Source organism: Nocardioides sp. AN3, assembly GCF_054653495.1.
The window spans coordinates 1-24,970 of sequence record NZ_BAAIGC010000017.1; the positions used below are offsets into that span (position 1 = coordinate 1).

Sequence of the window (24,970 nt, forward strand, 5' to 3'; positions counted from 1 at the left end):
CCCGCGCCGCCGATCGTCGTCACCGGGTCGCCCGGGGCGGCGCTCGGCGGCCACCAGGTCAGCTATCCGTCCGCCCGGCCCGACGGCGGGAACACGACGGCGGCGATGCGCGGAGAGAGACGCCAGATGGCGACCGCGGCCACGACGAGAAGGGCGGCGGCGGCGATGAACGGCCAGGGTGACCATTCCTCGGTGCAGCTGCCGTGGCCGTCGCACACCGTCCCCGGACCGTCCTTGTTGATCAGCGCCAGGTAGAGGATCGCGATGGCAAGGCCGATCGGGATCGCCGCCATCGACCGGTTCACCAGCCTGAGAAGCAGGCACCCGACACCGACCAACCCTGCGGCCAGCAGGAGCAGCGGCCCGATCGTCAGCAGCGCGAGGACGCCGAAGCCGGCGAGCGTGCCGACGACGAGCCACGGCACGAGATGCCACGGCGCGAAGGGGCGCGCGCCCCGCAGCTCGCCATGATGTGCCACCTCCGGGACCTCCTTCGCACCGACGGCGCCAGTCTGCACCGCGCCGAGCCGACCCGCGACCGTGCCTCGGCGCCGGGCACGAAGACGGGCGCGAAGACAGGCGCCGCGCACGATCTCACCCACCAAGCCGAACCTCCGCGCCAGGATGGTGACGTGACCTCGTGGATCCTGCACGTCGACCTCAACCAGTTCCTCGCGGCGGTCGAGGTGCTCAGGCGCCCCGAGCTCGCCGGCCAGCCCGTGGTCGTCGGGGGACGGGGCGACCCGACAGAGCGGGCCGTGGTGTCGACGGCGTCGTATGAGGCCCGCGAGTTCGGCATCCGGTCCGGGATGCCGCTCAAGCTCGCAGTCCGGCGCTGTCCCGGCGCCGTCTTCCTGCCCGTGGATCGACCGGTCTACGAGGCTGCCTCGGAGGTCGTCATGGACACCCTGCGCGCCCTGCCGGGCGCGACCGTCCAGGTGCTCGGATGGGACGAGGCCTTCGTCGGCGTCGAGACAGACGACCCGGAGGGCGTGGCCCGTCGCATCCAGGCCGACGTGCTCGCGGCGAGCGGTCTGCACTGCTCCGTCGGCATCGGCGACACCACGACGCGCGCGAAGATCGCCACGGAGTTCGGCAAGCCACGAGGCACCTCCGCGCTGACGCGGGAGACCTGGATGAGCATCATGGGTCCCCGACCCACGCAGGCCGTCTGGGGCATCGGGCCGCGCATCGCCCGGCGGCTCGAGGCCCTCGGGATCCGCACGGTCGCCGACCTCGCCCATGCCGACGACCCCTCCCTCGTCGAGGAGTTCGGGCCGACCATGGGCCCGCATTACGGGCGCCTCGGCCGCGGCGGCGGCCGGACGACGGTCGATCCCACGCCGTGGGTCGCGCGGGCCCACGGGCGCGAGACCACCTTTCAGCACGACCTCGTCGAGCGCGACGAGATCGTGGCGGCGATCCACGCTCTCGCCACCCAGGTGATCGACGATCTGCGCGGCGAGGGACGCCCCTGCCAGCGCGTCCATCTGAAGGTCCGGTTCGCGCCGTTCTTCACGACGAACCGGAGTCGCAAGCTCGCCGAGCCGACGGACGACGTCGAGGTGATCGCCGCGACGGCCCTCGCGCTGCTCGACCGGCTCGGCGACCCACGCCCGATCCGGCTCCTCGGCGTGCGGGGCGAGATGGTGCCGCCGCCGGGCGGCTACTGACGGATCCCGAGCGCGTGAATCGTCCGCCATGAGACAGCCGACTGACCAGTAACTTCCCGCGCCGATAGCGTGTCGCCCATGTTCAAGAAGGTCCTGGTGGCCAACCGTGGAGAGATCGCGATCCGAGCTTTCCGCGCGGCCTATGAGCTCGGTGCGAAGACAGTGGCGGTCTATCCCTATGAGGATCGTGGCTCGGAGCACAGGTTGAAGGCCGATGAGGCCTATGAGATCGGGGAGCATGGCCATCCCGTGCGTGCCTACCTGGATCCGGAGGCGATCGTGCAGGCCGCGCTGCAGGCGGGCGCGGACGCGGTCTATCCCGGTTACGGGTTCCTCTCGGAGAACCCGGCCCTGGCGGAGGCGTGCGCGAATGCCGGGATCACCTTCATCGGCCCGTCGGCCGAGGTGTTGACCCTGACCGGCAACAAAGCCCGGGCGATCGCGGCCGCGAAGGCCGCCGGGGTGCCGACGCTGGCCTCGATCCCGCCCTCGACCGATGTCGAGGAGCTGGTGACGGCCTCGGAGGGTCTGCGCTACCCGTTGTTCGTGAAGGCTGTCGCCGGTGGTGGCGGTCGCGGCATGCGCCGCGTGGACGAGCCCGGCCCCGACTCCGCGACCCTGCGCGAGGCGGTCGAGACCTGCATGCGGGAGGCCGAGGGCGCCTTCGGCGACCCGACGGTGTTCATCGAGCAGGCCGTGGTCGAGCCGCGCCACATCGAGGTCCAGATCCTGGCTGATGGCGCCGGGAACGTGATGCACCTGTTCGAGCGGGACTGCTCGGTCCAGCGGCGCCACCAGAAGGTCGTCGAGATCGCCCCGGCTCCCAACCTGCCCGAGGAGCTGCGGGAGCGGATGTGCGCCGACGCGGTGCGGTTCGCCACCGAGATCGGCTACTCGTGTGCGGGCACGGTGGAGTTCCTGCTCGACCCTGCCGGCAACTACGTCTTCATCGAGATGAACCCCCGCATCCAGGTCGAGCACACCGTGACCGAGGAGGTCACCGACGTCGACCTGGTCCAGGCCCAGATGCGGATCGCCTCTGGTGAGACCCTGGCCGACCTGGGCCTGTCCCAGGAGAGCGTGAAGCTGCGCGGTGCGGCGTTGCAGTGCCGGATCACCACCGAGGACCCGGCCAACAACTTCCGCCCCGACACCGGTGTGATCACCACCTACCGCTCCCCGGGCGGGGCCGGGGTCCGCGTCGATGGCGGGACCACCTACTCCGGTGCCGAGATCAACGCCCACTTCGACTCGATGCTGGCCAAGCTGACCTGCCGGGGCCGCACCTTCGCCGACGCGGTACGCCGCGCCCGCCGCGCCGTGGCCGAGTTCCGCATCCGCGGCGTGGCCACCAACATCGCCTTCCTCCAGGCCCTGCTCGACGACCCCGACTTCGAGTCGGGGCGGATCACCACCAGCTTCATCGAGACCCACCCCGGCCTGCTCACCGCCCGCTCCTCGGGCGACCGTGGCACCCGGCTTCTGACCTACCTGGCCGACGTGACCGTCAACCAGCCCCACGGTCCGGCGCCGGTCACCCTCGACCCCGCCACCAAGCTCCCGCCCCTGTCGCTGGAGACGCCGGCACCCGACGGGACCCGGCAGCGGCTGCTCGCGGTCGGGCCCGAGGCGTTCGCGGCCGAGCTGCGCGCCCAGAAGAACGTGGCGGTCACCGACACCACCTTCCGCGACGCCCACCAGTCGCTGCTGGCCACCCGGGTCCGCACCCGCGACCTCCTGCAGGTCGCCGGGCACGTCGCGAGGCTGACCCCGCAGCTGTGGTCGCTGGAGTGCTGGGGCGGCGCGACCTACGACGTCGCCCTGCGGTTCCTCTCCGAGGACCCCTGGGAGCGGCTCGCCCAGCTGCGTGAGGCGGTGCCCAACATCTGCCTGCAGATGCTGCTGCGCGGCCGCAACACCGTCGGCTACACCCCGTACCCGACGTCCGTGACCCGCGCGTTCGTGGAAGAGGCCACCGCCACCGGCATCGATGTCTTCCGCATCTTCGACGCCCTCAACGACGTCAACCAGATGGCGCCCGCCATCGCCGCGGTCCGCGAGACCGGCACCGCGATCGCCGAGGTCGCCATGTCCTACACAGGCGATCTGTCCAGCCCGGAGGAGAAGCTCTACACCCTCGACTACTACCTGCGCCTGGCCGAGCAGATCGTCGAGGCCGGCGCCCACGTGCTGGCCATCAAGGACATGGCCGGCCTCCTGCGTGCCCCGGCCGCGCACACGCTCGTCACCGCGCTGCGGGACCGGTTCGACCTGCCCGTCCACCTGCACACCCACGACACCCCCGGCGGGCAGCTTGCCACCCTGACCGCCGCCATCGCGGCCGGTGTCGACGCCGTCGACGCGGCCTGCTCGGCGATGGCCGGCACCACCAGCCAGCCGCCGCTGTCCTCCCTGGTGGCGGCCACCGACCACTCCAGCGTCAACGGCGGGCGCGAGACCGGCCTGTCCTTGGCGAACGTGAACGCGCTGGAGCCCTACTGGGAGGCCACCCGCCGCGTCTACGCCCCCTTCGAGTCGGGGCTTCCCGCCCCGACCGGTCGGGTCTACCGCCACGAGATCCCCGGCGGCCAGCTCTCCAACCTGCGCCAGCAGGCCATCGCGCTGGGGCTCGGGGAGAAGTTCGAGCAGATCGAGGACATGTACGCCGCCGCGAACGACATCCTCGGCCGCATCCCCAAGGTGACTCCCTCCTCGAAGGTGATCGGCGACCTCGCCCTGGCCCTGGTCGCGGCCGGCGCCGACCCCGAGGCCTTCGCCGCCGACCCGACCTCCTACGACATCCCCGCCAGCGTGATCGGGTTCCTGCACGGCGAGCTCGGCGACCCGCCCGGCGGCTGGCCCGAGCCCTTCCGCACCAAGGCCATCCAGGGCCGCTCCTGGACCCCGCCGGCCGAGGAGCTCTCCCCCGAGGACGAGGCCGGCCTCAAGGAGGACCGCAGAGGCACACTCAACCGGCTGCTCTTCCCCGGCCCGACCCGCGAGTTCACCGAGGCCCGCTCCAAGTGGGGCGACGTGTCCGTGCTGCCCACCCTGGAATACCTCTACGGCCTCCGGTTCGGCGAGGAGCACGCCGTGGCGATCGAGGAGGGCAAGAAGCTCTACCTCGGCGTGGAGGCCATCAGCGAGCCCGACGAACGCGGCTATCGCACGGTCATGTGCACCATCAACGGCCAGATGCGGCCCATCGCCGTGCGCGACCGCTCCGTCGAGGCCGAAGCCGCTGCCGCCGAGAAGGCCGACCCAGCCGTCCCCGGCCAGATCGCCGCACCCTTCCAAGGGGTCGTCACCATCACCGTCGCCGTCGGCGACAAGGTCCACGCCGGCGATGTCCTCGCCACCATCGAGGCCATGAAGATGGAGGCCGCCATCACCGCCCCCCTCGACGGCACCGTCGAACGACTCGCCCTCGCCAACACCCAAGCCGTCGACGGAGGCGACCTCCTGCTCGTGCTGCGCTGAGTGCGGCGACTGTCGTCGGCTGACCTCGGCAGAGACGTCATGCGAGCTGGCTGCTCAGACAGCCAGCTCGCATGACGTCCGGCCGCGGTCGGTGCCTCAGCCGATCTTGAACCAGGTCGAGCGCAGGCCGAGCCTCATCCGGAAGTCGGTCCCGTCCACCGTCATGCTGCCCTTGCTGCCCGTGAGCCGGAGAGTGTTGATCCGGCCGCCCCAGTCGCCGTTGCCGTCGCGCGAGAGCACCTGCACGCCGGTCAGCGTGCCGATGGCCGGCCACGCCGCCTGGATCTTGGTCGCGGCGACCTTCACCGTCCAGTCATGGACGTGGTTGCCCGCCCACGCGTCGTACGGGTCGGCCTTCGCCGCCTGGTAGGCGATCGATCCGCGCACGGTCCATCCGCCATCGGAGGAGCTGAACTGGGTGAAGGCCGGCTTGCCGGCGTACGTCAGCGTCTGGCCGGCCGTGGCCGCGACCGCCGCGTCCGTCGCCCGCGTCTGCGCACCGACACCGCCGTAGACCTGGCAGGCGGTGCTGTCGCAGGTCTGGTAGGGCCGGCCTGTGGGCGCGTGTGCCCGCTCGTAGGCCGCGTAGGTGCGGGCCGCGACAGCCTGCGCCTGGAGCGCAGCGGCGCTCCAGCTCGACGGCATCTCGCGCGCGACCACGCCCCGCACGTAGTCCTCGAGCCCGAGCACGTTGACCGTGTCGCGATCCAGTCCTCCCCCAGGCCCGGGTGCGTTGCGCACCGCGCCCCGGTAGACGGCTGACCCTCCCGGGACATAGAGCGTGATCGGCGCCGCCCCTGCGAAGAACTCCGTGGTGCCGGTGAGCACCTTGGCGCGCGTCCACCCGTGACCGGGCACGAGGGACGCCAACGCGGTGCGCGTCGCGGAGATCGGCTTGAGCCGCCAGCGGGTCGCGGCACGCTGCAGGGCCGAGACCGACCACGTCTGCGAGGGCTGACCCACCACGCGCACGCCGAGGCCGCTGCTCGCGGCCACCACCGTGTCGGCTGTCGTGTCCGCCGAGATGCGGACGCTGATGGCGCCGCCGACGCGAGCGAGGCTCGTGCTCGGGTAGTAGAACCCGAGGATCTGTGACGACGACAGCCCTTGGCGAGCGGCGCCCTCGGCGCCGTACTGCGACATCCCCCGGCCGTGGCCGAAGCCGTGGCCTGTCAGCGAGAGGGACCCACCAGCCGGTACGACGACCGCGGGCTCGGCCGCCGGCACCGGTGCGGCTCCCGCCGCGGGCGCGGTGATCGCGGCGACGGTGGTGATCGCCGCCGCAAGAGGCCCGGCGGCCCAGCTGCGTGACATGTGTGACTCCAGGGAAAGTTGAGAACTCCCGGGAGTCTACGGCGTGTCGCCGTGCGCATGTCCAGGTTTCAGGCGATCATGCCCCGCTGCGCGTCACTCAGACCTGGTGCAGCCGCCGGGCCGCCTCGGCGACCGAGCCGCTGAGCGACGGGTAGACGGTGAAGGTGTTGGCCACCTGGTCGACCGTGAGGTTCGCCGCCACCGCCAGGCTGAGCGGGTGGATCAGCTCGCTCGCCCGGGGGCCGACCACCACGCCGCCGATGACGACGCCGGTGCCGGGGCGCGCGATCAGCTTCACGAAGCCGTCGCGGATGCCCTGCATCTTGGCCCGCGGGTTGCCCTTGAGGTCGAGCTTGACGACGTCCGCCTGGATCTCGCCACTGTCGACCGACGCCTGCGACCACCCGACCGTCGCGATCTCCGGCGAGGTGAAGACGTTGGACGCGATCTGCTTGAGGTCCATCGGCTGGACGGCGTCGCCGAGGAAGTGCCGCATGGCGATCCGGCCGGCCATCGCCGCGGTCGAGGCCAGCATGAAGCCGCCGGTGACGTCGCCGGCGGCGTACACCCCCGGAGCCGTCGTGCGGCTGACCTTGTCGATGACGACGTTGCCGCCCTCGTCGAGCTGGACGCCCGCCTCTTCGAGGCCGAGGCCCTCGGAGTTGGGGATCGAGCCGAGCGCGAGGATGCAGTGCGACCCGGTGACCGTGCGGCCGTCGGTCAGCGTGACGGTCACGGTGTCGCCGTCGCGTGTGACCGACTGCATGCGCGAGCGACCCAGAATGGTCATCCCCCGGCGCTCGAGGACGTCCTCGAGCACCGTGGCGGCGTCAGCGTCCTCCCCCGGCAGCACGCGGTCGCGTGAGCTGACCAGAGTGACCGGGATGCCGAGGGCGAGGTAGGCGCTGGCGAACTCGGCGCCGGTGACGCCGGAGCCGACCACGATCACGTGCGTCGGGGTCTCGGTGAGGTCGTAGACCTGCTCCCAGGTGAGGATCCGCTCGCCGTCCGGCTGCGCGGTGGGCAAGACACGAGGGTGTGCGCCGGTCGAGATGAGGACCGCGTCGGCCTGGACCGACTCCTCCGTCCCGTCCACGTGCGCCGCCACGACCTCCCCGCCGCCGCGTCCCGCGCCCTTGCCGAGCCTGCCGACACCCTTGACGATGCGGATGCCGCGACGGACCAAGCGGTCCTCGATGTCGCCGGACTGGGCGGCCGCGAGCGCCTTGACGCGGCCGTTGACCTTCGCGAGGTCGACTCGGATGCTCGTCGCCGCGTCGCCCGCCGCGTCGTGGAAGTTGATGCCGAGCTCGGAGGCCGACGCCATGTCGGTCATCACCTCGGCGGTCGCGATGAGCGTCTTGCTCGGCACGCAGTCAGTCAGCACCGCGCTCCCGCCGAGCCCGTCCCGGTCGATCACGGTCACGTCGGCGCCGAGCTGCTTGGCGACCAGCGCCGCCTCGTAGCCGCCCGGACCGCCACCGATGATCACCACGCTAGGCATGCGCTCATTCTTGCAGCGAGCACGCAGGCGGCCTCGACCGCCCACCCCGACGCATGGGGGCGCCTACCCAACGCGAGGGATCGTGTGCGCTCCGCCGACCACCGCCGCCCTCCCTGCCCCTCAATGGCATCCATGGCGAGGTGCAAGGAGGGTCACAGATGAGCCACGGCGACCAGCCGATCGTGCTGACGGACGAGGACGGGGTCGCCCTCGGCATCGTCTGCGAGGGCGAGCTCCATCCCGTCGCGCCGCGTCACGAGCACGATATCGATGGCACCGCCCCGGCCGTCTGGGCGGTCATGTCCGACCTGGAGCTGCTGACCGCGATGCAGGAGACGAGGCGGACCCTCAGCGAGTGCGCCGACCGGGCCGTCGCGGGAGACGACGTCGGCACCGACCTCGTCGACTATGACAAGCAGCTGACCGGGATCGAGGACGAGCTGATCCGCCGGGCGTTCTCCCAGTCCGGGTTCCCCCGGAACCTGCGTCGCCGGCGGCCCCCCGGCCGATGACGGCAAGCGCCCCCACCGCGGTTGCGGTGGGGGCGCCGCTGGGTCGTCTCCGTGACGCCTTGCCTCAGAGGTTGATCATGTGGCCTGCGATGCCGTGGATGGCCTCCTTGACGGCCTCGGACAGGGTCGGGTGCGCGAAGATGTTGCGCGAGACCTCGTCGGCGGTCAGGTCCCACTGCTGGGCCAGCGTGAGCACCGGCAGCTGCTCGGTGACGTCGGGGCCGATCATGTGGGCGCCGAGGATCTCGTTGTGCTGGGCGTCGGCGACGACCTTGACGAAGCCGACCGCCTCGCCCAGGCCCTGGGCCTTGCCGTTGGCCGAGAACGGGAACGTCGCGGTCTTGACGTCGTAGCCCAAGTCGCGGGCCTGCTGCTCGCTGTAGCCGAACGAGCCGATCTGCGGCTGGCAGTAGGTCGCCCGCGGGACCATGTCGAAGTTGATCTCCTGCGTCTCCGCGCCGGCGATCGTCTCCGCCGCGACGATGCCCATCGCCTCGGCCACGTGGGCGAGCATGAACTTCCCGGTGCAGTCACCGATCGCGTAGACGTTCTCGACGTTGGTGCGACCGCGCTCGTCGATCGCAACCGCCTTGCGCTCGGTCAGCTCCACGCCGAGGTTCTCCAGGCCGTAGCCCTCCACCCGCGGAGCGAACCCGAAGGCGGCCAGGAACTTGTCGGCCTCGAGCACCTGCTCGTCCCCGCCTTGTGCCGGAGCGACCGTCACGCGGACCCCGGACCCGGTGTCCTCGGCGCCCTTCACCGCGGTCGAGAGAAGGACCTTCACGCCGAGCTTCTTGTAATGGCGCAGCAGCTCCTTGGAGACGTCCGCGTCCTCGGTCGGCACCATCCGGTCGAGGAACTCGATGATGGTCACGTCCACACCGAAGTTCTTCAGCACATAGGCGAACTCGACGCCGATCGCGCCCGAGCCGCCGATGATGATCGACCTCGGCAGCTGATCGGTGAGGATCTGCTCCTCGTAGGTGACGATGTTCTGCCCGTTGGGCACGACGCCGGGCACGCTTCGCACGGTGGCGCCCGTGGCGATGATGAGGTTGTCGAAGGAGTACGACGACGTGGCGCCGTCCTTGCCCTTGACGTCGATCCCCTTCGGGCCGGTCAGGGTGCCCCAGCCGTCGATCTCGGTGATCTTGTTCTTCTTCATCAGGTAGTGCACGCCCTTGACGATGTTGGCGCTCACCTGACGCGATCGCGCATGCGTCGGGCCGAACGACATCGACGCGTCGCCCTCGATGCCGAACTTGTCCTTCTCGTGCGTCAGCACGTGAGCCAGCTCGGCGTTGCGCAGCAGCGCCTTGGAGGGGATGCAGCCGACGTTGAGGCACACACCGCCCCAGTACTTGTCTTCCACGACGGCGACGGACTTGCCGAGCTGAGCGGCACGGATGGCGGCGACGTAGCCACCGGGGCCGGCGCCGAGGACGAGGACATCGAAGTGGGTCACAGAGGTCAGCCTAGACCGCGCCGGCGCGGCTCCGGATGTCGCCTTGAGCACTCTGGCGTAGCCTCACGCGCGTGACGTCGTACGCCGCCTACGGGACCAACCTCGACCCGGCCCTCATGAGTGAGCGGTGCCCGCACTCGCCGCTGCAGACGACCGGCTGGCTGATCGGCTGGCGGCTCACCTTCGGCGGCGAGGAGCACGGCTGGGACGGCGCGCTCCCGACGCTCGTGCAGGACCCGTTCGGCCAGGTGTTCGTCGCGATCTACGACGTCACCGAGCCCGACGAGCACAGCCTCGACGAGTGGGAGTCCGCCGACACCGGCCTCTACCGCAAGACCAAGGTGCGGGTGAACACGCTGACCGGCGACGTCGTCGCCTGGACCTACGTCCTCGACGCCTACGAGGGTGGTCTGCCGTCCGCCCATCTGCTGGGCACCATCGCGACTGCGGCCGAGGCGGCCGACGCGCCGGAGGACTACGTGTCGGAGCTGCGTCGCCGGCCGTGCCGCTCCACCGGACTCTGAGTTCCGAGACATCGGGGACACTAGGCTGACGCGGGTGACCGCGACCTCGCACGACCCGTCTCCCTACGCCCTGGCCGAGCAGGCGGCCGCTGCGCTCGCGGACGCGACCGGCGTCGAGCGGCACGACCTCGCCCTGGTCCTCGGCTCGGGCTGGCTGCCGGCCGCTGAGATGCTCGCCGGCGGGGACGCGAGCAACGTCGTGGAGATCGCGACGACCGACCTGCCGGGCTTCTCAGCCGCGGCGGTCGCCGGTCACTCGAGCAGGATCCGCAGCATCCGCGTCGGCGAGCGCAGGGTGCTGGTCTTCCTCTCCCGGACGCACTTCTACGAGGGGAAGGGCGTCGCGGCCGTCGTGCACGGCGTCCGGACGGCGGCTGCGGCCGGCTGCCGCACGCTGGTGCTCACCAACGGCTGCGGCGGGCTCGACCCGGCGTGGGCGCCGGGCACGCCGGTGCTCATCAAGGACCACATCAACCTCACCGGCGCCTCGCCGCTGGTCGGGGCGAACTTCGTCGACCTCACCGACCTCTACAGCACCCGGTTGCGGGCCATCGCCCGCGACCTCGACCCCAGCCTCGACGAGGGCGTCTACGTGCAGTTCCCCGGCCCTCACTACGAGACGCCGGCCGAGGTGCGGATGGCCGGGATCATCGGCGGCGACCTGGTCGGCATGAGCACCACGCTCGAGGCGATCGCCGCCCGCGAGGCCGGCATGGAGGTGCTCGGCATCAGCCTGGTCACCAACGCGGCCGCCGGCATCAGCGACCAGCCGCTCAACCACGAGGAGGTCCTCGAGGCGGGCCGGGCAGCGGCCACCCGGATGGGCGACCTGCTGAGCCGGCTCGTGCCGCGGCTGTGAGGGCAGGCGCCGCTCCTGGCGCCGCTCCTGGAACCGCTCCTGGAACCGCTCCGGGTGCCGCGTAGAGTCGATCGGGTGAGCCTGAGCATCGCCGAGGCCGCCCAGGCCAGCGGCCTCTCCGCCGACACGCTGCGCTACTACGAGCGCGACGGCCTGCTGGTGCGCCCCGTCGGACGCTCAGCCAGCGGTCACCGCCGCTACACCGACGACGACCTGGGCTGGATCGAGATGGTGACCCGGCTGCGGGCCACCGGCATGCCGATCCGCGACATCCGGCGCTACGCCGCCCTGGTGCGTGCCGGCGACGGCAACGAGGCCGCTCGACTGGCGCTGCTGCAGGCACATCGCGAGCGGGTGCTCGCGGACCTGGCGGAGGTCACCGCGCATCTCGTCGCGATCGACCACAAGATCGACCTCTACATCGCCTACACCGCGCGTGCCGCCCTCGAGGAGCCGGCCGCCGAGCTCACTGCGTGACCGGGGCTCACTGCGAGACCCGGGCCCACTGCGTGTCTCGAGCTCACTGCGTGACTCGGGCCCTCAGACCGGCGAGGCCGCTGGCCATCATCCGCCGGTGGTTCCAGCGCGCGAGAGGGCTGAGCGCACCGGCGAACGGCGCGAGGACGCCGTGCACGGTGACCTCCTGGGCCAGGTCGAGACTCGTCCCGCCGTCGCTGGCGGCGAGGCGCCAGCGCACCCAGCCGCGCAGGTGGCCCGCGAGCGCGACCTCCAGCACCGGCAGCTCGCGGCTGACGGCGTGCATGACCAGGTCGAGGGTGTAGGGCAGCGTCGAGCGGCACAGCACCCGTGCGTCGTCGGGGCCGAGTGAGGCGACTGCGACCACCTGCGGCCACCACTGCGGGTAGTGCTCGAGGTCGACCAGCACGTCGCGCACGGCTCCTGGCGCGGCCGGCACCCACGCGTGCTGTCGGAACGAGAACACGGCTCCATGATGCTTGACGGCCCCCCCGGACCGACGTCCCTGCCGCACGTGGCGCCTCCGCCGCACCTCACCAGCCCTCCGCCGCGACTGCGGTGCGACTTCGTGGCCGGGTCGCTAGCGTTCGAGCATGACCGACGTGCTCGCCAAGGCCCGGGACTGGCTCGCCGACGACCCCGACGCGCAGACCCGCGCGGAGCTGGCGGCTCTGGTCGAGGCGGCTGAGGCCGGCGATGCCGCAAGCGTCGCCGACCTCGAGGACCGGTTCTCCGGGCCGCTGGAGTTCGGCACCGCCGGGCTGCGCGGCGCGCTCGGGGCCGGCCCGAACCGGATGAACCGGGTCGTCGTGACCCGCGCGGCGGCCGGCCTGGCGGCGTACCTGCGCGAGGCCGGCGCCACCGGCCCCGTCGTCATCGGGTACGACGCTCGGCACAACTCCGACGTCTTCGCCCGTGATACCGCCGAGGTCATGACCGGGGCCGGCTTCGGCGCGCTCGTCCTGCCGCGACCGTTGCCGACTCCCGTGCTCGCCTTCGCGATCCGGGCGCTGGGCTGCTCCGCGGGCGTGATGGTGACCGCCAGTCACAACCCGCCCCAGGACAACGGCTACAAGGTCTACCTCGGCGACGGCTCTCAGATCGTGCCGCCGGCCGATGCCGACATCGCGGCACGGATCGCCGCCGTCGGGCCGATGAGCGACGTCGCCCGAGGTGACGGCGGCCGCGTGCTCGACGAGTCGATCCTCACCCGCTACCTCAGCTCGGTCGTCCGGCTCGCCGGCGACGGTCCCCGCGACCTCGCCATCGTCTACACCCCCCTGCACGGCGTCGGCGGCGACCTGACCATCCAGGTCCTCGAGGCGGCCGGGTTCCCGACTCCTCGCGTGGTCGCCGCCCAGGCCGAGCCGGATCCCGACTTCCCCACCGTGGCCTTCCCCAACCCGGAGGAGCCCGGTGCGATGGATCTCGCGATGGCGCTGGCCTCGCAGACCGGCGCCGACCTCGTCGTGGCCAACGACCCGGACGCCGACCGGTGCGCGGCCGCCGTGCCCTTCCTGGGCCACGGGCCGCAGGGCTGGCGGATGCTGCGCGGCGACGAGGTGGGCGCGCTCCTCGGCGCTGCAATCCTGACCCGCGGCATCAAGGGCACCTACGCCGCTTCCATCGTCTCCTCCACGCTGCTGGGCAAGCTCGCTGCCGCTGCCGGTCAGCCGTACGCCGAGACGCTGACCGGCTTCAAGTGGATCAGTCGGGTCCCGGGGCTGGTGTTCGGCTACGAGGAGGCCCTGGGCTACTGCGTCGACCCCGACCATGTCCGGGACAAGGACGGCATCTCGGCCCTGCTGCTGCTGTGCGAGCTGGCGGCGGCACTCAAGGCCGAGGGCCGCACCCTGGTCGACCTGCTCGACGAGATCGCCGAGGCGCACGGCCTGCACGCCACCGACCAGCTCTCGGTCCGCGTCACCGACCTCGACGAGATCGCCACCGCGATGGCACGACTGCGCTCGGCGCCTCCCACGACGATCGGGGGCCTCGCGGTCGAGGGCGTCGACGACCTCGCCCTCGGGTCGGCCGACCTGCCCCCCACCGAGGGACTCCGCTACCGCCTCGAGGGCGGCGCCCGGGTCGTCGTACGCCCCAGCGGCACCGAGCCCAAGCTGAAGTGCTATCTCGAGGTCGTCGTGCCCGTCGAGACGGAGGATCCGTCGACAGGCTCAGGATCCACCGCCGTCGACGCCGCACGGATCGCCGCCGTCGGACGGCTCGACGCGATCCGCGTCGACATCAAGGCAGCGGCCGGGATCTGAGGTGGCTAGATCAGGAGGAGGGCGGCGATCTCGGCGACCACGAGCGCGACCAGCAGAGCGAGCTCGAGCCACGCCCACTCCCGCCGCACCGGTCCCATCGGCGCGCCGTCACGGCGGGCCGTGCGGGAGCGGTCGGTGATCATGGTGGTCACGTGGTCGGCGTACTTGAGCTCGCGGCTCGGGACGTCCTCGACGGTGCCCGCGCCCCGGCGCTGGCGGTTGATCTCGCGGAACGTGCGCCCGATCGCAGCGTTGACGTAGCGGCGGCCGTCCGCCCAGACGGCCAGCACCTGCCGGACCGCGACGCTCTCGACCGAGGCGAGCGGGATGACCACCGTCGTCACGATGCCCCGCAGCAGCAGGTCGGTCTCCGACATCCCCACGCGCGGCCTGAGCAGGACCAGCCAGGTCAGCACGGCGACGATCAGACCGGCGATGACACCGGGCACGTGCGCGTCCACCACGCCGACCACCACGACGATGGCCGCAGCGACCAGTCCCAGCACGCCCGTGACGCGACCACTGGTGACGTCGAACCACGTCACCCCTGCACTCTGCTGGTCGCTGCTCATCAGAAGACAGCCTAGAGGCCGCACTAGAATCCGACGCGTGACTGCCTCCGCCGCCGACGTCGCCCGGATGATCGACCACACCCTGCTCAAGCCGGAGGCGACGCGCGCCGACGTGGAGGCGCTGATCGCCGAGGCCGCCGACCTCGGCACCTACTCGATCTGCATCTCCCCCTCCATGCTGCCCGTCGAGGTGCCCGAGGGGCTCAAGGTGGCTGCGGTCTGCGGCTTCCCGAGCGGCAAGCACGTGCCGGCGGTCAAGGCCGCCGAGGCGGTCGAGGCCGCGCGGCTCGGCGCCGACGAGATCGACATGGTGATCGACATCGGCGCGGCCAAGGAGCATCGGTACGACGCCGTCACCGCCGACATCCTCGCCGTCCGAGCCGCCGCTCCGAAGCCCGTCGTGCTCAAGGTCATCATCGAGTCGGCCGCGTTGACCGACGAGGAGATCATCGGTGTCTGCCGGGCGGCCGAGGCGGCCGAGGCCGACTTCGTGAAGACCTCCACGGGCTTCCACCCGGCCGGTGGCGCCACCGAGCACGCCGTGCGTCTCATGCACGAGACCGTCCCGGCGCTGCAGGTGAAGGCATCGGGTGGGATCCGCACGCTCGAGCAGGCGCAGGCGATGATCGCCGCCGGCGCGACGCGTCTCGGTGTCTCCGGCTCCCGGGCGCTGCTCGCGGGCGAGTCGTCCACCGGCTACTGAGCGCCGGTCCACTGCACGTCCACTGCCCGTCCGCTTCCACAGTGCCCGCCCGCGTCATCGTCCTGGCCGGCCCGTCAGGCGCCGGCAAGTCGCGGCTGGCGCGACGGCTCGGGCTGCCCGTGCTGCGGCTCGATGACTTCTACAAGAACGGCAGCGACCCCACGCTCCCGCGCATCCAGCACGGTCCCAACGCCGGTCTGACCGACTGGGACCATCCCGACTCGTGGCTGCCGGACGACGCGATGGTGGCGCTGCGGGCGCTCTGCGTGAGTGGACGTGCGGACGTGCCGGTCTACGACATCGCCCGTGACGGCCGCACCGGGCACCAGGTGCTCGAGCTCGACGGTCGGTCGCTCTTCGTCGCCGAGGGCATCTTCGCCCAGGACATCGTCGGTGCCTGTCGCGACGCCGGCATCCTCGCAGCGGCGTACTGCGTCACCCAGCCCCCGATCGTCACCTTCTGGCGCCGCCTGCTCCGCGATCTGCGCGAGCGCCGCAAGCCGCCCGCCGTCCTGGTCCGGCGCGGATGGGCACTGATGCGGGGGCAGTCGCAGGTCGTCGACGACGCCGTGGCGAAGGGCTGCGTCGTGGTGAGCCCGGATCGGGGGTACGCCGCCGTGCAGACCCTGCTCCACACTGAATGACATGACCCTGCCGTTCGGTCCCACGCTGCGTCAGCCCGACCAGACCTCGTGCGGCGCCGCCTGCGTGGTCGTCGCGCGGATGCTGCAGTCGCCGGACGCGGCCCCCACGGCGGCCTCGTTCTCGCGCGAGGTGCTCGACACCCACCGTCAGCTCGTCGCGGCCTCCGACGAGCGCGGCCACGCGCAGGTGCCCTGGCCTCCGGGTCTCGGGACGCCTCCGTGGGCGGTGGCCAGGGCCCTCGGAGCGGTCGAGGGCGTGCGCTATGGAACCCGGGTCGCCCGCTGGTCGCGGTCGTCCGCCTTCGCGGCCGCCGTCACCGCCGTCGCCACTCACCCGGTGGCGCTCTACATCGGCTCCACTACGCTCCCGCGCCACGTCACCCTGGCGGTGTCCGCCGGCGCTGACGGACTCTCGGTCTACGACCCTGCCTCCGGCGGTCTCGTCACCGTGTCCCAGGCCGCGTTCGACGGCGCGTCGCTGCACGTGGCCGGGTGGGACGTGCCGTGGTTCGTGGTGCGGGCTGGCTGATGCAGGCGGCCGCGGGCGCGTGGGGGCCTCGGGGCCGGAGCCGCGCTGCGGGGCCTCGGGGCCGGAGCCGCGCTGCGGGGCCTCGGGTCCGGAGCCGCGCTGCGGGCGCGCTGCGGGCGCGCTGCGGGGCTGCGGGGTGCGGGCCGGGCTGCGGGTCCGGGGGCTGCGGGTCCGGGGCCGCGGGTCCGGGGCCGCGGGTGCGAGGCTGCGGTCGGCACGCTCGGGCCCTCGAGGATCAACGGTCTCTGGGTCCTTCCCTTGGCAGCCTTTCCGGCCGGCCAGACCGCCAGCAATTCCAGGTCACAGTCAATCGGCTGTGACCTGGAATTGGTCAGAACCACCCAGCGACCGCTCCCCCGTCAGGCACCTCAGTCCCCGCACGACCCGGACGAGAGCGAGGCTGACGATGGGGAGATCCGGCCCACCGCGCGCCGAACCACGCCGCTTGCGCGGCCGGCCACTCCTCGCGGCCCCGGCCACCGCGCCGGCCACTCCTCTCGGCCCGCACCAGCGCGCCGAGCCCCTCAGCCCCACCTCGCGGCCCGGAGCACCACCCCCGAGCCCCCACCCCCGCGCAGCGGACGCGCTCAGCCCCCGGGCAGCGACACGCTCAGCCCCGCAGCCCGGCGTACCCGTCCTTGACGAGGTGGATCAGCTCCACGCGCTGGTCGTAGGGCAGGAAGGCCGACTTCATCGCGTTGACCGCGAACCGCTCCAGTTCCACCCAGCCGTAGCCGAACGCCTCGGCGAGCAGGAAGGTCTCCCGCGTCATCGAGGTGTCGCTCATGAGCCGGTTGTCGGTGTTGATGGTGACCCGGAACCCGAGCGAGGCCAGCAGCCCGAAGGGATGCTCGCCGATCGAGCCCACGGCGCCGGTCTGCACGTTGGACGTCGGGCACAGCTCGAGCGGGATGCGGCGGTCGCGGATGTAGGACGCGAGCCGACCGAGGGTGGCCGACCCGTCGCCCGCGAGGGAGATGTCGTCCACGATCCGCACCCCATGCCCCAGCCGGTCCGCCCCACAGGGGTGGACGGCCTCCCAGATCGACGGCAGCCCGAAGGCCTCACCGGCGTGGATGGTGAAGCGCAGGTTCTCGTCGGCGAGGTAGGCGAAGGCGTCGAGGTAGCGGGTGGGCGGGTAGCCGGCCTCCGGTCCCGCGATGTCGAAGCCTGCGACGCCCTTGTCGCGCCAGAAGACGGCCAGCTCCGCGATCTCCCGGGCGCGGGCGAACTGGCGCATGGCGGTGAGCAGCTGGCGTACGACGATCCGGCCACCCGCCTCGACCTGCCCGAACCCGGAGGCCACGGCTGCGACTGCCTCGTCGAGGGTGAGCCCGCCGGCGAGGTGGTTCTCGGGTGCCCAGCGCACCTCCGCGTAGACCACCCCGTCAGCAACGAGATCCTCCGCGAACTCGCGGGCGACGCGCGTCAGGTTCTCCGAGGACTGCATCACCGCGATCGTGTGCACGAACGTCTCGAGGTAGCGCTCCAGCGAGCCGGACGTCGCACTGTCGCGGAACCACTGCCCGAGCGACTCGGGATCCGCAGCGGGCAGCTCGTGACCGATCTGCGTCGCCAGCTCGAAGACCGTCGACGGTCGCAGGCCGCCGTCCAGGTGGTCGTGCAGGACCACCTTGGGCGCCGCCCGGACCCGGTCCCAGGAGAGAGCAGCGGGAGCCATCAGGACACCCGCTCGATCAGCAGCGGCGACGGGGTGAAAGGTGTGCCCTCGGGCGCGACGTCGAAGGCGCCCTCGAGCGACTCCAGGGCCCGGGAGAACCGCGACGGGTCGTCCGCGTGCAGGGTGAGCAGCGGAGCACCCTCGCTGACCGTGTCCCCCGGCCGCGCATGCCAGACGACCCCGGCACCGGCCGAGACCGGGTCCTCCTTCCGCTCCCGGCCGGCGCCCAGGCGCCACGCGGCGAGCCCGACGGCCATGGCATCGAGCCGGGTCAGCACTCCCGAGGCAGGTGCCGTGACGACGTGCTGCTCGGCAGCGACCGGCAACGCCGCGTCCGGGTCGCCGTCCTGCGCCCGGATCATCGCGCGCCAGGCGTCCATGGCCGAGCCGTCGGCGAGCTTGTCGGCCGGGTCGACGTCGGTGACTCCGGCCCCCGCCAGCATCTCCCGGGCCAGGGCGACGGTCAGCTCGACCACGTCGGCGGGGCCGCCTCCGGCCAGGACCTCGACCGACTCCGCGACCTCCAGGCCGTTGCCCGCGGTGTGGCCCAGCGGCGTGGACATCTCGGTGAGCAGGGCGACGGTGTGGACGCCGGCGTCCCTGCCGAGGTCGACCATCGTCCGGGCCAGCTCCTGCGCGGACGCGAGGTCCTTCATGAAGGCGCCGGTGCCGACCTTGACGTCGAGGACCAGCGCGCCGGTGCCCTCGGCGATCTTCTTCGACATGATCGAGGAGGCGATCAGCGGGATCGACTCCACGGTGCCGGTCACGTCGCGCAGCGCATAGAGCTTGCGGTCGGCGGGCGCCAGGCCCGAGCCGGCGGCACAGATGACCGCGCCGACGTCCTCGAGCTGGCGCAGCATCTCCTCGTTGGAGAGGGCCGCGCGCCAGCCCGGGATCGCCTCGAGCTTGTCGAGCGTCCCTCCCGTGTGGCCGAGCCCGCGCCCCGAGAGCTGCGGGACCGCCACGCCGCACGCCGCGACGAGCGGCGCCAGCGGCAGGGTGATCTTGTCGCCCACGCCACCGGTCGAGTGCTTGTCGGCGGTCGGACGCGACAGCGACGCGAACGACATCCGCTCGCCGGTCGCGATCATCGCGGCGGTCCACCGGGCGATCTCGCGACGACTCATGCCGTTGAGCAGGATCGCCATGTTGAGCGCCGCCATCTGCTCGTCGGCCACCGCGCCGTCGGTGTAGCCGCGGATCACCCAGTCGATCTGGCTGTCGCTGAGCTCCCCGCCGTCACGCTTGGCGACGATCACCTCGACCGCGTCGTGCGTCATGCCGACACCTCCACTTCTCGGTAGCCCTTGAGCACGAACGTCCCGCGTGACACCGGCGGCGCCGACAGCGACAGCCGCGGGAAGCGGTCGGTCAGGATCGCCAGTGACTCGGTCAGCTCCATCCGCGCGAGCGGGGCGCCCAGGCAGAAGTGGATCCCGGCGCTGAACGCGAGGTGCGGGTTGGGGTCGCGATCGGGCCGGAACTCCTCCGGCGCGTCGAAGATCTCCGGATCGCGGTTGGCGGCCCCGAGCAGAGCAGCCACCTTCTGGCCGGGCTCGATGGTGACGCCGTCGATCACGACCGGCTCGGCCGCGGTCCGCTCGAACAGCTGCAGGGCGGAGTCGTAGCGCAGCATCTCCTCGACGGTCAGCGCGACGCTCTCCGCGGACGCCGGCGAGGACGGTCGTGCGCCGGCCCGCAGCATGGAGACCAGCCCGTTGCCGAAGACGTTCACCGACGCCTCGTGGCCGGCGTTGAGGAGGAGGACGACGGAGGCGACGACCTCGTCCTCGGTCAGCCGCCCCTCCTCGGTCGCGCTCAGCGCGACCAGGTCGGAGATCAGGTCCTCGGCCGGGTGGGCCCGTCGATCGGCGACCAGCTCGCCCACCAGCCCGGCGAACTCAACCGCCGCTGCCACCGCCGCGTCGACGACCTCCTGGGACGGGGAGACCTCATACATCCGGACGATGGCCTGCGACCAGTCCCGCAGCTGCGGCGCGTAGGAGGTGGGCACGCCCAGCAGCTCGGCGATGACGAGGACGGGCAGCGGCTCGGCGTACGAGCCGATGACGTCGAAGCCGGTCGGGTCGACCTGGTCGAGCAGCTGCGTCGCCAGCGCCCGCACCCGCGGACGAAGCCGCTCGACGTGACCGCGGTTGAACGCCGCCGCGACGGGACGCCGCAGCCGGGTGTGCACCGGCGGCTCGTTCTCCATCATCTGGTTGCGGTGGAGCAGGTTGAACGGCTCGAGGTAGTCGGTGGGCCGACGGTCGCGCCAGAGCCGCTGAAGCCGCCGGTCGCGCAGCACCGCCGAGGCGGCACCATGCGTGAAGGTCAGCCACATCCCGGCCGAGCAGGACCAGGCGATCGAGTGCCGCAGCCGCTCCTCGGCGAAGTAGGGGTAGGGGTCAGTGGCGAAGTCGGCGGCACGCAGCTCAAGCGAGGTCGTCGGGACCGAAGGCATCCGGCAGCACCTCACTCATCGGCTTCACACCCGAGACCGTCCACAGCAGCATCGTCGGGCCGCCGTTCTCCCACAGGAGCTGGCGACACCGTCCGCACGGCATGATCACCTCGCCCTTGCCGTTGACGCACACCACGTGCGTCAAGCGACCGCCGCCGGTCAGGTGCAGCTGGGAGACGAGTCCGCACTCGGCACACAGTCCCACGCCGTACGCCGCGTTCTCGACGTTGCACCCTTGGAGCAGTCGACCGTCGTCGGCGACTGCCGCCACGCCCACGGGGAATCGCGAGTACGGCGCATAGGCGTGCGTCGCGGCCTCGACCGCCTGCGCGCGCAGGCCCTCCCAGTCGAACTCGGTGATCGGCGCGGCCACTACCCGGCACTGCCCTTGCGATAGATCTGACCATCCGCCTGAGGCATTCGCAGTCGCTGGGAGAAGAGCGCGAGCACGAGCAGCGTGGTGACGTAGGGCGTCATGCCGGTGAAGTCGCCGGGGATCTCGTTGGTGAAGAGGAAGATCGCCAGGAGGCCGACGCCGAGCGCGATGGTCGCCACGGCCTGGTTGCGGCGGGTGCGGAGGAGGTAGATCGCGTAGAACATCAGCAGGACCGCCAGCAGCAGCACCAGCGCATGCACCGACTGGCCGCCGGAGCGCAGACGGAGGGCATCGGTGTAGCCGAAGAGGGTCGATCCGGCCAGCAGCCCACCGGGGCGCCAGTTGCCGAAGATCATCGCGGCGAGACCGATGTAGCCGCGTCCACCGGTCTGGCCCTCGCGGTAGACGGTGGCGTCCTGGACGAGGAAGGCCCCGGCCAGGCCGGCCATCGCGCCGGAGACGATGACGGCGATGGTCTTGTAGAGGTAGACGTTGACGCCGAGCGACTCCGCCGCCTCGGGGCTCTCACCACACGAGCGGACGCGCAGACCGAAGGTGGTGCGCCACAGGACGAACCAGGTCAGCACGAAGAGCAGCAGCCCACCGAGGATGAGCACCGTCAGCTGGCTCGTCACGCCGGCCACGACCGCGGCCAGGTCGGAGACGAAGAACCAGTGCTTGACGGCGATCCTCTCAGCCACGTTCGAGATGACTGGGATGTCGAACGTGGAGAGCGGCTTGACGGGGGGCGACTGGGTCGGACCTCCGCCGGGGTGGCCGGTGAAGGCCAGACCGGCCAGATACTGCGCCGCGCCGAGCGCGATGACGTTGATCGCGACACCGGAGACGATGTGGTCGACGCCGAAGCCGACGGTCGCGATGGCGTGGAGGCCACCGGCGAGGGCGCCGAAGAGGATCGCGAAGCCGATCCCGGCCCACATGCCCCACTGGTAGCCCGCCCAGCCGGCGCCGAAGGTGCCCATGATCATCATGCCCTCGAGGCCGATGTTGACCACGCCGGACCGCTCCGCCCAGAGGCCGCCCAGGCCCGCCAGGGCGATCGGCATCGCCGCCCGGACGGCCGCGCGCACCGTGCCGGCGGACGCGACATCGTCAGCGCCGGTGATGACGCGCAGCAGCGAGAGCAGCAGGATCGCCGCCGCGATGCCGAGCAGCACGATCGGCCAGGTCGGGCGGACCTTGCGCAAGCTCGTGGTCGCCTTGTCCAGCACTCCCCCGGCTGCGGTGCTCACGCCGCCACCTCCTCGGGCCGGCGGGTCGTCGCGAGCTGTGCGGCGACACGTCTCTGCTCGGCGGCGTTGTTGTAGCGGCGGACGACCTCGTAGGCGACGACGACGCAGAGCACGATGACACCCTGCATGATCTTGACGATGTCGTTGGACACGCCCGCCTTGAGCTCGAGGGCGTTGGACTGCTCGTTGAGGAACGCGAACAGCAGCGCGGCGAAGGCGATGCCGACCGGGTTGTTGCGACCCAGCAGGGCGACCGTGATGCCGGTGAACCCGAGACCGGTCTGGAACGTCAACCCGTAGTTGTGGGCGTCGCCGAACAGGAGCGGCATGCCGATCAGGCCCGCGATGCCACCGCTGATCAGCATCGAGACGAGGACCATCTTCTTGACGTTGACGCCGCTCGCCACGGCGGCCGTCTCGGACCGACCGGTCGCGCGCAGGTTGAAGCCGAAGACCGTCCGGTTGAGCAGCAGCCAGTAGCCGATCGCGGCGAGCACCGCCAGGAGGGAGAGGGTGTAGACATTGATCGGCGCGTTCGGGATCAGGTTGAAGCCCGCGAGCTGGCTGCTGGCGGGGATGTCGTGGGTGTGGATGTCGTTGGTCCCCTTGGTCGCGACCTGGCGCAGGAAGTAGGCCACCAGGTAGGTCGCGATCGAGTTGAGCATGATCGTCGAGATGACCTCGCTGACGCCGCGGGTCACCTTGAGCAGGCCCGCGATCCCGGCCCACAGGGCGCCGACCGCGATGGCCACCAGCACGCTGAACAGCACGTTGAGCTTGCCGGGCAGCCACGCCTCCCCCGCGACGTACGCCGCGACGAACGCCGCCAGCCGGTACTGGCCGTCGACGCCGATGTTGAACAGGTTCATCCGGAAGCCCACCGCGACCGCCAGCGCGGAGAGGTAGATCACGGAGCCCTGGTTGATGATGTTGACCACGTTGCGCGGCTTCGGCTTGCTGAAGATGGTCGACCAGACGGTGCCCACCGGGTCGCCCGCGACCGCGAGCACCAGGCTGGTGACGAGGACCGCGAAGATGATCGCGAGGACCGGCGCGGCGAGCATGAGCGCCGTCCGGCGTACGTCGAACCTCATGCCGTGACCTCCGCTCCGGTCATCGCAGATCCGAGCTGCTGGGGTGTCACGACCTGGGGGTCGACGGTGCCGACGAGGCGACCGCGCAGCATGACGTGGATGGTGTCGGAGAGCCCGATCAGCTCGTCGAGGTCGGCGGAGATCAGGAGCACGGCCAGGCCCTCTCGTCGCGCGGTCTTGATGTAGTCCCAGATCGCCGCCTGGGCTCCGACGTCGACGCCGCGGGTCGGGTGGGAGGCGATCAGGACCACCGGGTCGCCCGACATCTCCCGGCCGACGATCAGCTTCTGCTGATTGCCACCCGAGAGCGCCCGGGCGGTCGTGTCGATGGAGGGCGTGCGGACGTCGTAGGCCGAGACGATCCGCTCGGTGTCGCTGCGAGCGCCGCCACGGTCGATGAAGGGGCCCTTGCGGTTCGGCTCGCGCGTCTGGTGGCCGAGCATGCGGTTCTCCCACAGCGGCGCGTCGAGCAGCAGGCCGTGGCGCTGGCGGTCCTCGGGGATGTAGCCGATGCCGGCCTCACGACGCCGAGCGGTCGACCATGTCGTGATGTCCTCGCCACCGAGCAGCAGCCGTCCGCGGGCCTTGCGCATGCCCATGATCGCCTCGACGAGCTCGGCTTGGCCGTTGCCCTCGACTCCTGCGATCCCGACGACCTCGCCGCGGTGGATGTCGAAGGAGACGTCGGTCAGCAGGTCACGGCCACCGTGGGGGTCGCTCAGAGCGAGGTCCCGCACGGACAGCTGCACCACGTCGGTGACCGTCGATGCCTCGGTGCTGGGAGACGGGAGCTCGGAGCCGACCATCAGCTCGGCGAGCTGGCGAGCGGTGGTCTGCTTGGGGTCCACCGTGGTCACCGTGCGACCGCGCCGGATCACGGTGACGTCGTCGGCGACGGCGAGCACCTCGTCGAGCTTGTGGGAGATGAACAGGACCGTCAGGCCCTCCGCCTTGAGGCCGCGGAGGTTCTCGAAGAGCTCATCGACCTCCTGCGGCACGAGCACCGCGGTCGGCTCGTCGAGGATGATCGTGCGAGCACCGCGGTAGAGGACCTTGAGGATCTCGACGCGCTGGCGGTCGCCGACGCCGAGGTCCTCGACGAGGCGGTCGGGGTCGAGGTCGAAGCCGTACGACGAGGCGATCTCGCGGATCCGGCGGCGGGCTCGGTCGCCGCTGCCGTAGAGCTTCTCGGCGCCGAGGACGACGTTCTCCAGCACCGTCAGGTTGTCCGCGAGCATGAAGTGTTGGAAGACCATGCCGATGCCGGCCGCGATCGCGTCCGCCGGCGAGGAGAAGGAGACCTGCCGGCCGTCGATCTCGATGCTGCCGGAGTCGGGCTTCTGCACGCCGTACAGGATCTTCATCAGGGTCGACTTGCCGGCGCCGTTCTCGCCGACGAGCGCGTGGACGGTCCCGCGGCGGACGGTCAGGTTGACCTGGTCGTTCGCGATGACGCCGGGGAACCGCTTGCCGATGTCGGTGAGCCGGACCGCGATGGCCCCTGGCTCGCTGGTGTCGCTCACGAACCCTCCTCGTCGAAGCTGGTCGGATCTGCGCAGCCCTGCAGAGAGGG

23 protein-coding genes are annotated in these 24,970 nt (G+C 71.5%); 10 read left to right on the plus strand and 13 right to left on the minus strand.

Features of this window, described 5'->3' with window-relative positions; all coding sequences use genetic code 11:
- Positions 1–62 precede the first annotated feature (62 nt).
- The gene (locus ACYQ1K_RS17755; protein ID WP_459984492.1) at positions 63–602 is read right to left on the minus strand and encodes a hypothetical protein; all 540 of its coding nucleotides are present in this window, start codon (positions 600–602) and stop codon (positions 63–65) included.
- Between the two features lie 30 nt (positions 603–632).
- Between ACYQ1K_RS17755 and ACYQ1K_RS17760 the strand changes: the two genes are divergently transcribed.
- Complete coding sequence (locus ACYQ1K_RS17760; RefSeq protein WP_459984493.1) at positions 633–1,673, plus strand: DNA polymerase IV; 1,041 nt, start codon at positions 633–635, stop codon at positions 1,671–1,673.
- Positions 1,674–1,751: 78 nt separating this feature from the next.
- Complete coding sequence (locus ACYQ1K_RS17765) at positions 1,752–5,153, plus strand: pyruvate carboxylase (RefSeq protein ID WP_459984494.1); 3,402 nt, start codon at positions 1,752–1,754, stop codon at positions 5,151–5,153.
- Positions 5,154–5,249: 96 nt separating this feature from the next.
- Here the strand turns inward: ACYQ1K_RS17765 and ACYQ1K_RS17770 are convergent, their stop codons facing one another.
- Together ACYQ1K_RS17770 and ACYQ1K_RS17775 are read right to left on the minus strand one after the other, a co-directional pair.
- Complete coding sequence (locus tag ACYQ1K_RS17770) at positions 5,250–6,467, minus strand: SpoIID/LytB domain-containing protein (RefSeq protein WP_459984496.1); 1,218 nt, start codon at positions 6,465–6,467, stop codon at positions 5,250–5,252.
- 97 nt (positions 6,468–6,564) lie between these two features.
- On the minus strand, positions 6,565–7,998 hold the full coding sequence (locus ACYQ1K_RS17775) for an NAD(P)H-quinone dehydrogenase (protein ID WP_459984670.1): 1,434 nt from the start codon (positions 7,996–7,998) through the stop codon (positions 6,565–6,567).
- Positions 7,999–8,129: 131 nt separating this feature from the next.
- Here ACYQ1K_RS17775 and ACYQ1K_RS17780 point away from each other — a divergent pair, with 131 nt between their 5' ends.
- Positions 8,130–8,483, plus strand: a complete 354-nt coding sequence (locus ACYQ1K_RS17780; RefSeq protein WP_459984498.1) for a hypothetical protein — start codon at positions 8,130–8,132, stop codon at positions 8,481–8,483.
- Between the two features lie 64 nt (positions 8,484–8,547).
- Here ACYQ1K_RS17780 and lpdA read toward each other — a convergent pair whose 3' ends face one another.
- Positions 8,548–9,948, minus strand: coding sequence for a dihydrolipoyl dehydrogenase (gene lpdA, locus ACYQ1K_RS17785; RefSeq protein ID WP_459984499.1), 1,401 nt, complete (start codon positions 9,946–9,948; stop codon positions 8,548–8,550).
- A 71-nt stretch (positions 9,949–10,019) separates the two neighbouring features.
- Between lpdA and ACYQ1K_RS17790 the strand changes: the two genes are divergently transcribed.
- From ACYQ1K_RS17790 to ACYQ1K_RS17800, 3 genes are all read left to right on the plus strand, one after another.
- A complete protein-coding gene (locus ACYQ1K_RS17790) occupies positions 10,020–10,472 on the plus strand; it encodes a gamma-glutamylcyclotransferase family protein (protein WP_459984501.1) in 453 nt (150 codons plus the stop codon).
- 34 nt (positions 10,473–10,506) lie between these two features.
- Positions 10,507–11,331: a purine-nucleoside phosphorylase gene (locus ACYQ1K_RS17795; protein WP_459984502.1), complete on the plus strand. Its 825-nt coding sequence runs from the start codon at positions 10,507–10,509 to the stop codon at positions 11,329–11,331.
- Between the two features lie 75 nt (positions 11,332–11,406).
- Entirely contained in the window at positions 11,407–11,808 is a 402-nt protein-coding gene (locus ACYQ1K_RS17800) for a MerR family transcriptional regulator (protein WP_459984504.1), read from the plus strand.
- Between the two features lie 43 nt (positions 11,809–11,851).
- On the opposite strand, the gene ACYQ1K_RS17805 is transcribed toward ACYQ1K_RS17800, so the two are convergent.
- Positions 11,852–12,274 carry an SRPBCC family protein gene (locus ACYQ1K_RS17805; protein WP_459984506.1) on the minus strand — a complete coding sequence of 141 codons (423 nt, stop codon included), beginning with the start codon at positions 12,272–12,274 and terminating at the stop codon, positions 11,852–11,854.
- Positions 12,275–12,401: 127 nt separating this feature from the next.
- Between ACYQ1K_RS17805 and ACYQ1K_RS17810 the strand changes: the two genes are divergently transcribed.
- Positions 12,402–14,078 carry a phospho-sugar mutase gene (locus ACYQ1K_RS17810; RefSeq protein WP_459984508.1) on the plus strand — a complete coding sequence of 559 codons (1,677 nt, stop codon included), beginning with the start codon at positions 12,402–12,404 and terminating at the stop codon, positions 14,076–14,078.
- Between the two features lie 5 nt (positions 14,079–14,083).
- Here the strand turns inward: ACYQ1K_RS17810 and ACYQ1K_RS17815 are convergent, their stop codons facing one another.
- Positions 14,084–14,650 carry a hypothetical protein gene (locus ACYQ1K_RS17815; RefSeq protein WP_459984511.1) on the minus strand — a complete coding sequence of 189 codons (567 nt, stop codon included), beginning with the start codon at positions 14,648–14,650 and terminating at the stop codon, positions 14,084–14,086.
- A 67-nt stretch (positions 14,651–14,717) separates the two neighbouring features.
- Here ACYQ1K_RS17815 and deoC point away from each other — a divergent pair, with 67 nt between their 5' ends.
- From deoC to ACYQ1K_RS17830, 3 genes are read left to right on the plus strand one after another with little or no spacing between them, the layout of a single operon-like run.
- Positions 14,718–15,353, plus strand: a complete 636-nt coding sequence (gene deoC, locus ACYQ1K_RS17820; protein WP_459984671.1) for a deoxyribose-phosphate aldolase — start codon at positions 14,718–14,720, stop codon at positions 15,351–15,353.
- Between the two features lie 41 nt (positions 15,354–15,394).
- A complete protein-coding gene (locus ACYQ1K_RS17825; RefSeq protein WP_459984513.1) occupies positions 15,395–15,997 on the plus strand; it encodes an ATP-binding protein in 603 nt (200 codons plus the stop codon).
- Position 15,998: 1 nt separating this feature from the next.
- The gene (locus ACYQ1K_RS17830; protein ID WP_459984515.1) at positions 15,999–16,526 is read left to right on the plus strand and encodes a hypothetical protein; all 528 of its coding nucleotides are present in this window, start codon (positions 15,999–16,001) and stop codon (positions 16,524–16,526) included.
- Positions 16,527–17,136: 610 nt separating this feature from the next.
- On the opposite strand, the gene ACYQ1K_RS17835 is transcribed toward ACYQ1K_RS17830, so the two are convergent.
- From ACYQ1K_RS17835 to ACYQ1K_RS17865, 7 genes are read right to left on the minus strand one after another with little or no spacing between them, the layout of a single operon-like run.
- Positions 17,137–18,207 carry an adenosine deaminase gene (locus tag ACYQ1K_RS17835; protein ID WP_459984518.1) on the minus strand — a complete coding sequence of 357 codons (1,071 nt, stop codon included), beginning with the start codon at positions 18,205–18,207 and terminating at the stop codon, positions 17,137–17,139.
- On the minus strand, positions 18,207–19,490 hold the full coding sequence (locus tag ACYQ1K_RS17840) for a thymidine phosphorylase (RefSeq protein WP_459984519.1): 1,284 nt from the start codon (positions 19,488–19,490) through the stop codon (positions 18,207–18,209). Before ACYQ1K_RS17840 ends, ACYQ1K_RS17835 begins: the two co-directional genes overlap by 1 nt.
- Positions 19,487–20,674, minus strand: a complete 1,188-nt coding sequence (locus ACYQ1K_RS17845) for a cytochrome P450 (protein ID WP_459984521.1) — start codon at positions 20,672–20,674, stop codon at positions 19,487–19,489. Before ACYQ1K_RS17845 ends, ACYQ1K_RS17840 begins: the two co-directional genes overlap by 4 nt.
- Positions 20,646–21,047, minus strand: a complete 402-nt coding sequence (locus ACYQ1K_RS17850) for a cytidine deaminase (protein WP_459984523.1) — start codon at positions 21,045–21,047, stop codon at positions 20,646–20,648. The genes ACYQ1K_RS17845 and ACYQ1K_RS17850 overlap by 29 nt, the downstream gene beginning before the upstream one ends.
- Positions 21,047–22,303 (minus strand): ABC transporter permease, encoded by a 1,257-nt coding sequence (locus ACYQ1K_RS17855; RefSeq protein ID WP_459984526.1) that lies wholly within the window; start codon positions 22,301–22,303, stop codon positions 21,047–21,049. The genes ACYQ1K_RS17850 and ACYQ1K_RS17855 overlap by 1 nt, the downstream gene beginning before the upstream one ends.
- Positions 22,300–23,397, minus strand: coding sequence for an ABC transporter permease (locus tag ACYQ1K_RS17860; protein ID WP_459984528.1), 1,098 nt, complete (start codon positions 23,395–23,397; stop codon positions 22,300–22,302). Before ACYQ1K_RS17860 ends, ACYQ1K_RS17855 begins: the two co-directional genes overlap by 4 nt.
- The gene (locus tag ACYQ1K_RS17865) at positions 23,394–24,920 is read right to left on the minus strand and encodes an ABC transporter ATP-binding protein (RefSeq protein ID WP_459984530.1); all 1,527 of its coding nucleotides are present in this window, start codon (positions 24,918–24,920) and stop codon (positions 23,394–23,396) included. The genes ACYQ1K_RS17860 and ACYQ1K_RS17865 overlap by 4 nt, the downstream gene beginning before the upstream one ends.
- Positions 24,921–24,970: the final 50 nt, after the last annotated feature.